Raw genomic sequence first — 15,562 nt, 5'->3', positions numbered from 1 at the left:
TCATTTTAGCCAAGAAGACTCCTATATTTAAGCGTGAATGGCATTTAAAATAGCAACTTTATTTGTAGTAAACAATACATAATTTTGTTTTACTGTTTTAATTAAAATACGGTCTGTTGTCCCATAAGCTGTTCCAATACGTATTACATCTACTTCTTCAACACCAGCATAGGTAGCATCTTCGGTAACCTCAATCACATCACGTAATGGAATTGTAATCTCCGCCAATTGCCATGAAATAATTAACTCTTCATTTGTTTTTTTTACATTAATGCCTAGCATTATACCAAGACCTTTCAATAATAATAATAATATGCTACACTTCTAATCTTATTATATAAATTTTTAGATTATTTATCTATATATAGGAATAGAATTTATTTCTATTTGTGAGCATCTTAATGATGTCAAACAAATAGAAGGATATACAGTCTTTCTATTAAGAAATATGTTAAGAACAAAATTTTACTTCAAATTAATATGAATTTGATATGGTTGAGATATTATGAACGAGAAACAGTAAGAGTTGCAGGAAGGAAATGAATAATGAGACTTAAATTAGTAGGGATTTTCATTTGTGTAATTATGATGTTAGGTATCTTTATAATTTACACCAATCAATCTATTGGTAAAGAATCAGATAAGATGAACTATGAATCTCGTGAAAACTTCATAAATAAAGAGAAAGATAGTAGAGGAAAAAGGCAATCAAAATACAATGAAAGTTCTTTTGCTAGTATACAGGCTGTAGTTAATAAGGAATATGGATTACCCGAAGACTTAGTGGACAGGATTGTTACTGCATTAACAGATAAACTTAATGTGTAAATTATTCAGTGTTTATGAATTCTATTATTACTATTTAAAGCCTAATTTCTCAATGTATTGTAGAGAAATTAGGCTTTTTTTATCAATTCATTAAAGTTTTTATAATTCAAGGACTCAAGTTAATGATTATATTTTCAAGTATTCGTTTTGAGCTACATAGATATAGTTTTCGTTGCAACTGTTTGTTGAAATATTTTATCATGCTCAACAATAACCATTGTGGGATTAAATTGTTGAATAAGTTCTTCAATCTGCATGCGGGAATAGATATCTATAAAATTTAGTGGTTCGTCCCATATATATATATGAGCTTTTTCACATAAACTTTTAGCGATAAGCAGTTTTTTCTTTTGTCCACCAGAATAATGAGATATATCTTTTTCAAATTGAATTCGGTCAAAGTCCATCTTACTTAGGATGGACTTAAATAAGGTTTCATCAATCTTGTGCTCTTCAATAAAGCCTGATAGCGATCCCTTCAAATGAGAAGTATCTTGTTGGACATAGGAAATGATGAGTCCTGTACCTAAAGTAACTAAGCCTGTATGCTGTATCGGATGTCCTAGAATTAGTTTTAGGATACTACTTTTTCCGCTCCCATTCGTTCCATCAAGTACAATTCGGTCACCTTGTTCAACTATGAAGCTAATCGGCTCATTCACAATTTGATCATTGTACTTAACGGACACGTCAACTAAAGTAACCAATTCATTTGATTTAAATTGCAATTGTTCCAATTTTAATGACTCAGTTTTTTCCACATTTTTTAGTAATTTTGATTTTTCCTCAATAGCTTTTTGTTGCCTTGATTCAAGGTTTTTTGCTCTTTTCATCATCTTGGCTGCTTTATGTCCTACAAACCCCTTATCCAACTTAGAGCCTGAATTCCTCGTTCCATTTTTTGAAGCTTCCACGTCATGAGACCAACTTGCTGAACGTTTGGAAGACTGTTTTAATCGCCCTATGTCTTTTTGTAGACGCTCATTTGTAGCCTTCTCGTGTTCTTGCTGTCTATCAAAATTTAACTTCCAAGAAGAATAGTTACCACTTTGAACTTCAATATTTGCTCTATTAATAGATAGGATATGGTCAACGCACCCATCTAAAAAGATTCTGTCATGTGAAATTAAAATAAATCCTTTTTTCTTCCTTAGATAATCGGAGACTATCTTTCGTGCATCTGTATCTAAGTGATTTGTTGGTTCATCAATTAATAGAAATTGACCCGCATTTAAAAACAGTGCAGCAAGCAACACTTTTGTTTGTTCCCCATTTGATAATGTTTTAAATGGTCTGTACATGACCTCAGCATCAACATTTAAATAGGATATCTCACGTAGAAGTTCCCAATCTGCGGCTTGGGGACAAATTTCTTCAAGGATTTCATGAGTGAATTTGTTCTTATCTGAAACAGAGTAGGGGAAGTAATTGAATTCTACTGAAGCAAGGATTTTCCCGCTATACTCATAATTCCCTAACAATAAATTAAAGAATGTCGTTTTACCTCGTCCGTTTCTACCGATAAATCCCAGCTTCCAATCCGTATCTATTTGGAAGTTTACACTTTCAAAAATATTATCAAAGCTACCTGGGTATGAAAAAGTTAAGTCTTGGACCTTTATCATTGACATAATAATTCCTCCTTTATATATCGAAACGTTTCATATAAAGTCGGAACATCCATCCATTTTTTAATTCCTCTATATAAGTTTGATGGATATTAACGACTTATATAGAGCATTACATGTGTAACAATAGTATCTGAAGTACTCATTTTTCTCGCTCCTTTATTTGTGAAGTACATTTAACAATTAGTAAGTTTCAACTAAGACAAACAGGAATAAAAAAATCCCCCAATTTGTAATCGGAAGGATTAGTCTTTCGTCTATACTTAATAAGTACTTATTAATCATTTGAATCATGACAAATAAAGTATGAACTGAATTTTAAAAATGGATAGACTAACCCTATATTTTGTAGTTTGAAGTTATAAAATTCAACTTAAAATATAAATTAGTTAATCATTATTCATCCATCATTCCTTTCATAATTCTATTTTTAGAGTAACATTCTTTTTAGGGAGATGCAATATTAGCTTCAATTTCATCTAATACTAAATCATTTATAATTCTTTGAGTAAGGAGATAAAACTTTACCGCCCTTTTTATAAACATCACATTTTTGTTCAATAGGTCATGTCTTTTGTCCGTTAAAAAGGGAGGATGTGAAATTGACATCAACTTTTTGTGTAACTATAATAGTTACAGTTGGTTTCGTAAACTAATTTGAATTTCTATTTTAATGATAGTATATTTTCATTCCTTTTTAAGTGTGACAGATAGCAACTATAATCCAATAGAGGAGTAGATTCTATCTCATATGTAAAGAGTAGATAAGTTGTACCCGCCAAATTTACGACGCGCAAATACTTAAAAAATTACATTTTTCAGCTTATCCTTTTTAGAATCCTCAGTATTGGTAATTGTAAACATCTACAAAAAGTTAATAAGATTGTTGTGTGTAGAAAGAAATCTTTTAAAAAGGTCATAATATGGATAATAGGTAGCACACATTTTAATTAGTAGGACTTGTGCTACCATCAAGCCATTTTTTAATAAAAGTATAGAAAAACTCAAGAAGGTGAGTCCATTGCGTAAGCATGCATATGTGCAATTTTATGTATTGATATTGGCTTTAATAACTTATATAAGCTTTTGCTTTATATTTTTATTTGTTTTTCCGAATCATTATTTCGTATCAGATTTTAATATCCGACTATCATCTTTAGTCGTTGAAACTACTGTATTTATCTCATTACTGTATTCTATATTATCCCAAAAAATTAAGTTAGGAGTATTCTGGGTTTGCATTACTATTGCAATAGGGTGTTTTTTGATAGGGAATTTCATATCCGCTTTTCAAGTACTTAATGTAGAATTACCAATACAAAATTTTAATATTTCTGATGTATTTCTACTGTTTTTCTTATTCTTCTTTCTTTTTGCGTTCTTTTATAAAATTATGATGGAATGTAACAAATGGGAGAAAACGTATTTACTTTGTGATTTATGCATTGTTGTTACTGCTATTTTTACATTAGAGTGGTACCTATTTAATAAACCATCTGCAAATATTTTATTCTTATCAATTGGAGATGTTTTTCTCTCATTTATTTTTCCGATTATAGATTTATTGCTTCTATTACTTGGAGTTACACTGATCTTTCGACCTGCTATTTTCAATGCAAAAAGTAAATTGTTTATTTTTATCCTAGTATTAACTGGATTGGCTATTACGGACTATTTGTATTTTTACTTACAAGGTGATTTGTCAGAGCGTTCAGTTATATTTTTAAGGTGTTTGTATAGAGTTTTCCTATTATTTGTCGCTATTGCTGCTACAATCCCAAAGAATACTTCTTCTAAAAGAAATTATTTTATTATTAATCCGACATTTGGAGAGAAACTTCTTGGTATATTCCCTTATCTTGCAGTTGCAGTCTTAATTGGCTTTACTTTGAAAGAGCAAACTTCTTCAGCTACATTAATTACGGGAAATTGTATTGCTTTTGTATTTGTACTGATTCGTCATACAATCGTACGAATGCAAAACAAAGAGTTAACTAAAACATTAAAAGTGTTTAATAATCAATTAGAACAAACAGTATCTCAAAGAACAAGGGATTTAATAAATAAATCTAATGATTTAGTAAAAAATCAAGAGAGATTTAAGTCATTATATGAGTATCATCCGGATCCTATTTTAACGATTGATTCAAACGGTATCGTATTAAATATAAACCAGGCTGGAAGTATGTTACTAGGAAAAGAAAGTGCTGCATTGATAGGGAAAGAGTGCTTCTCTATTTTTTTAGATGAAGATAAATCTGAATTGGAAGCAGCTATAAAGAAAGGGAAACGATGTAGTTCATCTTCACTACAGTTACGTGTGAAAAATAACAATGAGAAGGATATACTCTTTTGGTATGTCACTATAGTTCCTATTATGATAGAAGGACAAACCTTTGGGAGCTATGTAATGGTAAAAGACATAACAAGGATGAAACAACAACAGGAAGAGATAAATTACCTTGCATTCCATGATACGGTGACGGAGATTGGAAATCGTATATTCTTCCAACAAGAATTAGATAGATCTATTAAGCGTGCACAAAAAACACAGGATAAGTTTGGGCTCCTGTATATTGATTTAAATCGCTTTAAGACTATTAATGATACATTGGGTCATTCGATTGGTGACAAGGTTTTAAAAGAAGTTGCCAAACGTTTTAGGACATGTCTGTCACCGACTATTCCTCTAGCAAGAATAGGTGGTGATGAGTTTGCGATCATTGTCCATAACCAAACAGAGCAACAGCTATTGGATTTGTGTAAAACTCTATTTCGTATAACTGAAGAACCATTTGTAGTAAATCAGCATAGTTTTTACTTATCTCTTAGTATAGGAATAGCAGTGTATCCATTTGGAGGAATAAATACTACTACACTTTTACAACACGCTGATATCGCTATGTATAGCGCAAAGGAAAAAGGTAACAATGCTGTTTGTATGTATGACGAGACATTATCTCAAAAAGTAACTCGTCGATTACAATTAGAACAGGATTTACCAAATGCAATTGAAAATAATGAGTTGTTTTTATTGTATCAACCACAAATTGATAGTAAGGCAGGTAAGGTTATTGGTGCAGAGGCTTTAATACGTTGGCAACATCCAGAGCTTGGGCTGATTTCTCCTTTTGAGTTTATACCTATCGCAGAAGAAACGGCGCAGATTATTTCAATTGGGAAGTGGACGTTACAGAAAGCGTGTCAACAACTGAAAGAATGGCATTCTACGGGCTTTTCAAATCTAAAGATGGGGATAAATTTATCAGCTATAGAGTTTGAACAGAAAGATTTTGTTCAAACCATTATATCTACCATAGAAGAGATAGGAGTACCTGCTAATTCGATTGATTTGGAATTAACAGAGCGAATAGCAATGGTAGATGAAAAGGAAACCTTATCGAAGTTAAAAGCATTAAAATCATATGGTGTACATTTATCAATTGACGATTTTGGTACAGGTTATTCTTCATTAGCGTATCTGCCTCTTTATCCAATTGATACTTTGAAAATTCCAAGAGAATTTGTTAATAGGATTGGAACTTCTACTGATGGAGATGAAATTATACAAACCATTATTTCACTTGCTCATACTTTAAACATGAAAGTGATAGCAGAAGGGGTAGAAACGAAGGAACAATTAACGGTATTACAGCGTAATGCATGCTATCTAATTCAAGGCTATTACTACAGTAAACCTGTAAATGATGATGAATTCATTGGTTTTTTAAGTACAATACAAAATGAATAAGTGAAAAATCAGTATATGTATGAAATAAAGTGAAAAGACGTTCTATCCATATGGATTTGAACGTCTTTCTTATGTTTATTTTCAGTAGTTATGCAGCAAGGTTTCAGCCTTTGAAAGTAAAATAAGTATCTATATTCCTTGTATTTAGGGCTAATGGGATATGAGGTGAAAGTTGCTTCTTGTGAAACCGCATTAGGGACAGCTCGTATATTCTTAAAGCAATTTGAAAAAGCGGAAGAACATTTCAATCGTTCCATTGACCTTTTGCAAAAACATAATGAAGACAAATTGATTTTAATAGTAAGGCATAATTTAGGACTATTATATGCAACTCAAAACTTATCTAAATTAGCAATTCGTCATTTATCAGAAGTGACAGAGAAGAATATTGCCCATTTTAAAGCATTGTTCTTACAAGCGCGTGAACATTATAAGCTAAGAAAAACAAATATTGTAAAAGAACTTATTGAAAAAGGATTAGCAGTTTGTATGGAATTAGGAAATGAAGAGTATGTATATCATTTCAATATTTTACGTTCTCTTAATGAAGATGAAGCAATTAAACTCTTGGAAGAAGTGAAAAAGTATTTCTTACTTCGAAAAGCAAGGTTTATGGGATTTCGTAGAAGAATATGCAGATCTAAAAAAGGAAGAAATTATACAATAATCACATGCTATCATTTTTAATAGCTAATTAACAAAGGGATTCCAATTATGGAGTCCCTTTGTTAATGGGGTAATGCTTTGATTTATCTAATTATAACAATATTTGTAAAAAGTGTAAAGGGGTCCTAGTTTGGAGGGGGAATTATTTAATCTTATTTATTTAATAAAAGGGATAATATTTAGTTATCTGCGCTTCTTAATTATGTTTTTTATCATAATTTGAATTGAATTTCAATTAATCTTATTTATTTTATAGGAATTATAAGTTATACTAAAAGTAGGTGCAAAATGTACCATTTGAAAAAGAGTGCATTGCAAAAAGGAATCCGTAAAGGATTCCTTTTTTGTTTCTTTTAAAATGAAGCAACGTTCTAATTATCTCTTTCTTTTTTATGAATGAACTACCAATGTATAAATTTAAAAGGTATTTTTGGAAAATTGCCATATTCCTGTAACAAAACAAAGGTATGTTATGTGTGCAAAATATAAAGAGAAAGAAGGAAAAGTTGTGAAAAAAATTTTGCCAATTGTTGCGTTATTAGGCATGATGAGTTTTGGAGTACAGGAAATGAATGTAAGAGCTGATACATACCACAAGGGCGATTCAAAAATTAGTTTTTCGGATTCGAAAAGAAAGGGTACTAATTTCATGAATAGTACGTCATTACCTGAAAACTATAAAAGTGCAAAAGAAGCTAATATTGAAAATGTACGTTTAGCACCTGATAAATGGGCAAAAGATAAAGATTTTCTATTTGAGGATAAACCAGATATTTCTGGAAAAGTTTATCTTATATAATGGTGGAGACAATAGGATATATGTATTACAAGCACTAAGTAATGGTAGATATATATCAGCAAATGGTGGTAGAGAATTAACAGCTACTAGTTATGTAGCTGGAAGTTGGGAAAGATTTGTTATTGTATACTTCTAAACTTTGAAGTGTTATATATCTAAATAATAATGGCATGTTTAGTTTGTATAAATGCCTAATACAAGAAAGTATTAAGTATTTAATACAAGTGTATATTAACTTGTAAAAGGGCTGCAAGTAATTAGCAGTCCTTTTGCATGTTAAATAAGGACTTACTGAGGTTATAATGAAAAGAAAAAGAACCCTATAGGATTCTTTTTCAAGGCATATTAACAGTAAGGAGAATCATGAAATGCTACTTCAAATCTTTATTAGGGGAAAGATTTTGAAAAAGCTTAACATGTATTTATTTTTACATAAATGTAAGATGTAGTAAATTGATAATGTTTATACTTACTATTACTAATATTCAATTAAGATAGTTAATACTATTTATATAGTGTTAACTGGTGTATAGTACAGTATAGATTTAGAAATTTAATATTAGATTACATTTGTTAAAAAAGTTAATAGATATATTATTTCAAATTCTAACTAACATTTAAACGGTTTTAATTGAAATTGGTTGTGTATTAACCCTTATAAGCCAATAAAAGTAAATAAAATAAACAAAGACCCTGTAATAAATACAGGGTCGGATACAGGGTTAAGGGAACGCATAGTTTCTTAATATCATAGTAGCATATATTCTTTGTATAGCTACATGAGGATTTTGACAGAATTAAGAACAAGACAGAAAATCTGTAGGAAAGCAAATATAGTGCTGGAAATGTGATTTTAAATTAAGTTATAGGTATATTGAAATGGATGAAAACTCTTGAGTACCATGATTAAATTGCCTTTAATTATGAGGTTTAGGTTAGAGGGATAATTGGATCTTACTGAAAAGAAAAAATATTTTTTAGATTAAAAGAAGAAAAGACACCTTTTGGGTGTCTTTTCTTTAGGTAAACAGTTCACATATTGCTGAATTAGATACGAAACCATAATTCGACTACGAAGTAAATCCTAACATAATCTGAACAGAAAAAATATGTAATATTACATTTTTAGTTTTTAATTGAATATTAGAGCAGTAACGTAAATAAAAGGGCATGCAGTCGTATCTGCAGCTCTTTTTAAGAGGAATTTAAGATACCAACAGGACGCGTATTGGTAAACAGGTTCAAAAATAGTATATGTGTTAAGAAAAAGTCCTATACAAAAAAATTACTGTAAGCAAGCCTATTTGTATGTGAAATAAAGAAGGGCCGTCCTATTTGGAGGGCTCTTCTCGTTTGAAGAATTAATATTCAAATAGTTTATCCATTAAATTTTGAATTTCACGTTTTCTTTTTTCTTTTATCAATTGTATACTAATTACCCTCAATTATTAATTGAGGGTAAAGAAGTAACTGTTGAGACTAAGTTTATTGAAAAAGAAAAAAGGTTTTGTAAAGCTAGCCATTACTTTCGTTGGTACTAAACAGCAAGAAAGAGAAATAGTAGTGTTTGAAGACTTATTACATAAAGGTCAAGTAATTGTAACATACCCTGATGTTAATCAGATTTGGAAAAAGAAAAACAAATTTACACACTATACTTAGCATCTAGATGAGACTTATATCAAAGTCAAAGGAGAGTGGGGTTATCTTTATTGTACAAGGGAGCAAGATGGAGTTAATGATGAATAGTTAATTTCATAATTAAGAAATAGTTAAGAAATAGTTAAGCCCGGTTTAAAATTTGCTTTCTATACTAAAAACATAAGCATACAAGAAAGTTGGTGTTCTTACATGAGCGCAATAATAAAGACTACAAATTTAACAAAGATTTATGGCAATCAGAAATCAGTGGATAATCTTAATATAACCGTAAATCAAGGAGAAATTTACGGCTTTTTAGGTCGAAATGGTGCAGGGAAGACGACTACAATTAGAATGTTATTAGGATTGATAAAGCCCACCCATGGAAAGATTGAAATATTTGGAGAAGATTTATTAAAAAATCAAAAAGAAATCCTTAAAAGAATTGGGTCTATTGTTGAAGTTCCTGGATTTTATGAGAATCTTACAGCACGGGAAAATCTACTAATTAATGCGAAAATTATTGGGATACACAAAAAAAATGCAATTGATGAAGCGTTAGAAATCGTGGGATTGCAACATGAAACTAAAAAGCTTGTGGGCAAATATTCTTTAGGGATGAAGCAAAGATTAGGGATTGCTAGATCTCTTCTTCATTACCCAGAATTATTAATATTAGATGAGCCTACTAATGGTTTGGATCCAATAGGAATTAAGGAAATTAGAAGATTGATACAAAACTTGGCTAAAGAAAGAAAAATTACTTTATTAATATCCAGCCACATTTTATCGGAAATAGAACAGTTAGTAGATCATATGGGGATCATTCATGAAGGTAAGCTCTTAGAGGAAATCGAATTTAACAGCCTTAGAAAAAAGAATCGCAAATATATTGAGTTTCAAGTATCGAATGACAATAAAGCTACAAAAATCTTAGAGAAAAACTTTGGTATTTTTGATTATGAAGTTCATAATGAGGGGATTATTCGCGTGTATTCTAAACTTGGGCAACAAGGAGATATTAATAAAATATTTGTACAAAATGATATTCAGGTTTTGAAAATCTTGATGAGTGAAGACAGATTAGAAGATTACTTCACAAAATTAGTTGGAGGTGGAACAATTGGTTAATCTGTTATATACAGAATTATTAAAGCTAAAACGATCCCATATGTTCTTAATTAGTATTCTCGGTGCATCGGTAGTACCTTTTATGGTAGTAGTAGCATCATTTGTAAGCTTAAAAACTAAACATCCTACTCCTACTATTGTATTTAGTCAATTGTTTGGTGAAGTAAATTTATATACTGTTCTAATAATAGGAGTACCACTATATGGGGTAGTAACCGCCTACCTATTTATTCGGGAATATACAGAAGATACATTAAAGAATTTATTAACTATACCTGTATCACGTATGAATTTTCTTATAAGTAAATTCCTACTTCTATTTTCGTGGATTATGATGTTAACTTTTGTAGCATGGGGATTAACATTATTATTAGGGATAATATTTCAATTTGATGGACTAAGTTCATCCTTAATAAGGGAATCTTTTGTACAGTTTTTGATAGGTGGATTATTGCTTTTTATTTTATCAACACCAATCATACTTTTAACAATTGTACTTAAGAATTACGTACCGACCATTGTATTTACAGTTGTAATAACCATGATTAATTTAATGACAGCAAATTCAGAACATAGAGGATTGTTTCCATGGGCAGCAGCAGGTGATATCTCAAGAAATACGCTTCAGCCCACTTATCCTCCCGAGTACTCCTATATAGGTATATTCGGAACATCTATTATTGGATTAGTATTATTGATTTCATATTTTAAAAAGGTAGATATTCATTAAGAAAAATAAAATGGGACCATCTAAAACTATTAGGTAGTAACAAAAAGTAGATTAAAAAATTATAATTAGCGTTTGATTTATATATATGGTAAGGAGGAGTTTGAAAATGTCTTTTTCTCAATTCAATATTGATGCTTTTCGAGCCGTTAACGATTTAGGTAAACAGTACCCATTTCTCAATTCTACTATGACGTTCGTGGCAGAATATATGGTATATTTCTTAGCTTTAATTATTGTAGTGTATTGGTTTACTCGATCTAACCAAAATCGAATGATGGTTGTTCAAGCGATGATTGCTTTTGTGATTGCTGAGGTTATCGGGAAAATAGCAGGAAAGTTTCATTCAAATTATCAACCATTTGCAGAGTTACCCAATGTTAATAAATTGGTAGAGCATGCTGTTGATAATTCATTTCCAAGTGACCATACAATTTTATTCTTTTCAATTTGTTTTTCATTTTGGCTTGTTCATAAAAAGATTGGTTGGCTATGGATTACACTTGCATTCTGTGTAGCCATTTCTCGTATCTGGGTAGGAGTTCATTATCCTTTCGATGTTATAACAGGTGCTATATTAGGGATTGTTTCAGCGATAATTGCTTATTGGTTAGTACCAAAAGTTACTTTCTTGAAAAGAATACTTTCTATATATGAAAAAGGGGAAAACTACATTTTACCTGCAAAAGATAAATCAAAAAATTTTTAAGGAAAAACATCTGAATTATAAGTAGCTTTTTGCTTATAGTGTTAATTTGATGTTAGATAAAGATGAAACATTTCTAGGACAATTGAAGTGGCAAGTTTAAGCCACTTCAATTGTCCTAGAATGACTGAGTGAAAATATGGTTTATATATGTATCATCAATACGAATAACGTTTTCTTGGTAAGAATTTACTCATTACAATTTTTTTTGGAAGACTAAACCTCATAGACATACCCCACATCATTTTCACTTCAAAAATGAATTTCATACTTAAGTTAAAACAGTTATAAGGGATAGGATAACATTGGTGTTCATTCCTTGTTGTAATAATTGTAGATATACATAATTATTTTTTGGAAAACAATTTACAGTAATATTACGTTTTTAGAGGAGAAATCAAGTTGTCAAAATCACTAATAAATATGATTTATTAGTGATTTTGACAACTTGAGAAAATAATTCGTTTATTATTTTGATTACAATATAAGGTAGTATTAGAATGTAGCGTGAAAAGTTAGAGAAAATAAACTGCATATCAAAAGGAGGATGCTTTTGGATAGTTATGTTTGGATTATGAATATCAGAATGAAAAACTATACAATTTAATGAGTGGTAGTGTACATTTGGACGTGTAATCCGCGATAGAAATCCTAATGGCAAATTATATCTTAAAGCAGTGTGTTAGGCTCTAACCAAAGGAACTGTGATGAACGTTAGGGATTTAGATATTATACGTTTCAAACATAGCAAAGGTATTGAATTCTGAATAATTAGAATTAAGTCAAATTAAATGGGGAGTCCTTATGAAGAAAATTTTAGTTATATTTCAAAATGGGAATTACTCGAGGCTATTTTTTGCATCTTTTACTTCACAAATGGGTAGTACAATTGGTTTAACTGCACTTATGTTTTATTTTTTAAATCGTTTTTCGCACCAACCTGCATATGCTACTATTACGGAGTTGATGTTGTCTTTGCCCACATTAGTAGTATTTTTTCTTGTTGGTGTAGTTACTGATAGGATTGATCGACAAAAAATAGCTCAAAATTGTGATTGGATCTGTTCTATATTATCGCTTTTATTATTATGGTCTCTTTTTCTAAACTGGATGCCAGTAGCATTTGCGCTGTTATTTTTAAGAAGTATGGTAAAGAGCTTTTTTACACCCGCGCAATCATCCCTTGTACAAGGTGTTTTAACAAGAGATGACTATGCTACTGCAGTTGGTTTGAATCAGATGGTTACAAGTTTGTTTATGCTTTTTGGTAGTGGTATCGGGATTTATTGTTATTGGGTAATCGGTATTTATGGTGCAATCTTAATTGATGCAATTAGTTTTTTTATTAGTGCTCTTCTAATAAAATCTTGTAGAATGTCAGAAGAAATTCGTATGCCAAATGGAAAGCATAATATCAAGGATTTGAACATTTCAATTGTAATGAAGGATTTTGTGAAGGGAATACGTTATATTTTGAACCACAACTTGTTACTTACACTTATCTCCGGATTTATAGTTTTCGGAATTTTAAATGGAGGGCTCTCAGTGATGCAGGTATTTATTTTAAAATACAAACTAGCCCCAAGAAACTATGAAGAAGTTTCAATTATATTAAGTATAGTCTTTGGTATCGGGATTTTACTTGGTAGTGTTATAGCATCTATACTTTCTCAAAAAATAAAGCTTTATCATTTACTAATTTTAGCTTTGTTTATTGGAGGAGGAGCGACTATTTTGAGCTCATTAGTCAATACAGTTTGGCTGTATGTTATTTGTACGGGCATAGTTGCCCTAGCACTTCCGATGATTAATGTAGCTATTGGAGGTTGGATTCCGAAAATAGTAAATCCCAAAATGATGGGAAGAGTACACGGGTGTATTAATCCTTTGATGATGCTCTCACAGTCACTAACCTTACTTTTTATTGCTGGATTTTACCCAGGTATTCTTGCAGTTGAAACTCTTTTTTGGATAGTTGGCGGATGTTTAATATTTGTAGGAGTTTTTTACATGATTAGCATTCCACGATTAATGAAAGTAGAAAAATCAGTTAGCATAACGCTCGAATAATTGTAGTTGATCAATTAATTTAACTAGGATTTGTGAGGGGTTTTATGGAAATTTTTGTTACCAAAATTAAAGATATAAATGATCGCAAATTAGAAAAAATTTGTTCGTGGATAGATGAAGAGAAAAGATATAGAATAAAAAAATTTATTAATAAAAAAGATAAAATTAGAACCTTGATTGGTGAATTACTAGTAAGGACTCTAACAAATAAAAAGCTTAAAATCGGTAATGAAAGAATAGTATGGGGGAAAAATCATTATGGAAAACCTTATTTAAAGGGGTATCCGAATTATTACTTTAACATTTCACATTCGGGAGAATTTGTAGTATGTGCAATTAGTAATAACCCTGTTGGAATTGACATTGAACAAATAAAACATATTGAATACGAAGAAATAGCAAAAAGTTTTTTCTGTGATAGTGAATATGCTTATATACAAAAAGGTGATGTTAATTATCAATTGAGGAAGTTTTATGAGGTATGGACATTGAAAGAGAGTTATATTAAATGCTATGGAAGCGGATTATCAATGTCACTAAAATCATTTTCTATTAATATAGATAGTCACAAAGCTGTTCGTATACTTTCCGATAATGAAGAAAAAAGTAATTCTTATTCAATGGCGATTTTTGATATAGAGTTAGAATACAAAATGGCTGTATGTTCATTAAATGAAGAAATTTCTAGTAATATAACAGTCATTAACCAAGATATTATTATTAATGATTTTTACAAACTTTTATCAGATAGAGGTGCATTTTAATGATGTTATTTTGTTTGCCTTATGCAGGAGGATCCGAAGCGTTATATTATAAATGGGGTGATTATCTAACCCCATCTATAAATCTATGTCCAGTACTGTTAAAAGGAAGAGGGAAAAGATTCAATGAACCATTTTATAATAGCTTAGAAGAAGCGGTAGATGACATCTTTGATAATATTCGGGACAAAATATGTGAGGAAGATTATGCAATTTATGGACATAGTATGGGGAGCCTATTAGCGTATGAATTATACTATAAAATAATAGGAATGGGATTCAAGAAACCCAAGCATATCTTTTTTTCTGGATACAAAGCACCGAGTGAAAGGGAAAAGAAGGAGATAACTTATAATTTACCAAATAACGAGTTTAAAAATAGAGTTATAGAATTAGGGGGAACTCCAGAAGAATTAATTCGTAACGAAGAATTGTTCGAATTTTTCATTCCTTTACTAAAACATGATTTTAAAATAGTTGAAACATATGAATATAAAGAAAAAACGGACAAAATCACATGCGATATTACTGTATTAAACGGAATAGAAGATTTAATTAGTCTAAAAGGCATAATTGGTTGGAAGAAGCATACTTGTGGAAATTTTAAGATTTATAATTTGGAAGGAAATCATTTCTTTATAAATAACAATGTAAAAAAATTACAACAATAATAAATGATACGTTAACTGAGGTTGAGAACTACTCGCCACTTAGCAAAGCTTGAAGTGGGAGCTTCTCAGTTCCACGACGAAAGTAACCTTTCGTCTCCCTGAGCGTTACTTCGGGGTGTTCCATCCCTAGATGTCCAACGCATGGATGCTCTGTTGGTACGGTTGATATTTTACGCAGGAACC

At 30.6% G+C, this 15,562-nt stretch carries 8 protein-coding genes and 7 pseudogenes; 13 read left to right on the top strand and 2 right to left on the bottom strand.

Annotated elements, in window-relative coordinates; genetic code table 11:
* Nucleotides 1–27: 27 nt before the first annotated feature.
* Nucleotides 28–282 carry a SunI/YnzG family protein gene (locus MHB52_RS17960; protein WP_000900695.1) on the bottom strand — a complete coding sequence of 85 codons (255 nt, stop codon included), beginning with the start codon at nucleotides 280–282 and terminating at the stop codon, nucleotides 28–30.
* Between the two features lie 264 nt (nucleotides 283–546).
* Here MHB52_RS17960 and MHB52_RS17955 point away from each other — a divergent pair.
* Nucleotides 547–780, top strand: a pseudogene (locus MHB52_RS17955) (hypothetical protein); the annotation flags it as partial.
* A gap of 200 nt (nucleotides 781–980) precedes the next feature.
* Here MHB52_RS17955 and MHB52_RS17950 read toward each other — a convergent pair.
* A complete protein-coding gene (locus MHB52_RS17950; protein WP_000061795.1) occupies nucleotides 981–2,459 on the bottom strand; it encodes an Lsa family ABC-F type ribosomal protection protein in 1,479 nt (492 codons plus the stop codon).
* 1,018 nt (nucleotides 2,460–3,477) lie between these two features.
* Between MHB52_RS17950 and MHB52_RS17945 the strand changes: the two genes are divergently transcribed.
* The 12 genes and pseudogenes from MHB52_RS17945 (at nucleotide 3,478) to MHB52_RS17900 (ending at nucleotide 15,432) form a co-directional block, all read left to right on the top strand.
* Complete coding sequence (locus tag MHB52_RS17945; protein WP_061662985.1) at nucleotides 3,478–6,207, top strand: sensor domain-containing protein; 2,730 nt, start codon at nucleotides 3,478–3,480, stop codon at nucleotides 6,205–6,207.
* A 156-nt stretch (nucleotides 6,208–6,363) separates the two neighbouring features.
* Nucleotides 6,364–6,850, top strand: a pseudogene (locus MHB52_RS17940) (tetratricopeptide repeat protein); the annotation flags it as partial.
* Between the two features lie 495 nt (nucleotides 6,851–7,345).
* Nucleotides 7,346–7,669 (top strand): annotated as a pseudogene (locus MHB52_RS17935) (cellulase); the annotation flags it as partial.
* Nucleotides 7,653–7,808: pseudogene (locus MHB52_RS36835) on the top strand (fascin domain-containing protein); the annotation flags it as partial. The pseudogenes MHB52_RS17935 and MHB52_RS36835, both read left to right, overlap by 17 nt.
* 1,309 nt (nucleotides 7,809–9,117) lie before the next feature.
* A pseudogene (locus MHB52_RS36830) lies at nucleotides 9,118–9,298 on the top strand (VaFE repeat-containing surface-anchored protein); the annotation flags it as partial.
* Nucleotides 9,287–9,406 (top strand): annotated as a pseudogene (locus MHB52_RS17930) (IS6 family transposase); the annotation flags it as partial. The pseudogenes MHB52_RS36830 and MHB52_RS17930, both read left to right, overlap by 12 nt.
* Nucleotides 9,407–9,523: 117 nt before the next feature.
* Nucleotides 9,524–10,444: an ABC transporter ATP-binding protein gene (locus MHB52_RS17925; RefSeq protein ID WP_001273092.1), complete on the top strand. Its 921-nt coding sequence runs from the start codon at nucleotides 9,524–9,526 to the stop codon at nucleotides 10,442–10,444.
* Nucleotides 10,437–11,174: an ABC transporter permease gene (locus MHB52_RS17920; protein ID WP_000247702.1), complete on the top strand. Its 738-nt coding sequence runs from the start codon at nucleotides 10,437–10,439 to the stop codon at nucleotides 11,172–11,174. Before MHB52_RS17925 ends, MHB52_RS17920 begins: the two co-directional genes overlap by 8 nt.
* Nucleotides 11,175–11,280: 106 nt before the next feature.
* A complete protein-coding gene (locus tag MHB52_RS17915) occupies nucleotides 11,281–11,880 on the top strand; it encodes an undecaprenyl-diphosphatase (RefSeq protein WP_000010574.1) in 600 nt (199 codons plus the stop codon).
* Nucleotides 11,881–12,681: 801 nt separating this feature from the next.
* Nucleotides 12,682–13,947, top strand: a complete 1,266-nt coding sequence (locus MHB52_RS17910; RefSeq protein WP_016118422.1) for an MFS transporter — start codon at nucleotides 12,682–12,684, stop codon at nucleotides 13,945–13,947.
* Nucleotides 13,948–13,991: 44 nt separating this feature from the next.
* On the top strand, nucleotides 13,992–14,711 hold the full coding sequence (locus MHB52_RS17905; RefSeq protein ID WP_061663256.1) for a 4'-phosphopantetheinyl transferase family protein: 720 nt from the start codon (nucleotides 13,992–13,994) through the stop codon (nucleotides 14,709–14,711).
* Nucleotides 14,711–15,432: pseudogene (locus tag MHB52_RS17900) on the top strand (thioesterase II family protein). The gene MHB52_RS17905 and the pseudogene MHB52_RS17900 overlap by 1 nt, the downstream one beginning before the upstream one ends.
* The last annotated feature ends 130 nt before the right edge of the window (nucleotides 15,433–15,562 follow it).

Origin of the sequence: Bacillus sp. FSL K6-0073, assembly GCF_038006085.1 — a bacterium.
Classification (GTDB): domain Bacteria; phylum Bacillota; class Bacilli; order Bacillales; family Bacillaceae_G; genus Bacillus_A; species Bacillus_A cereus.
This window is presented reverse-complemented; position numbering and strand designations above follow the sequence as displayed.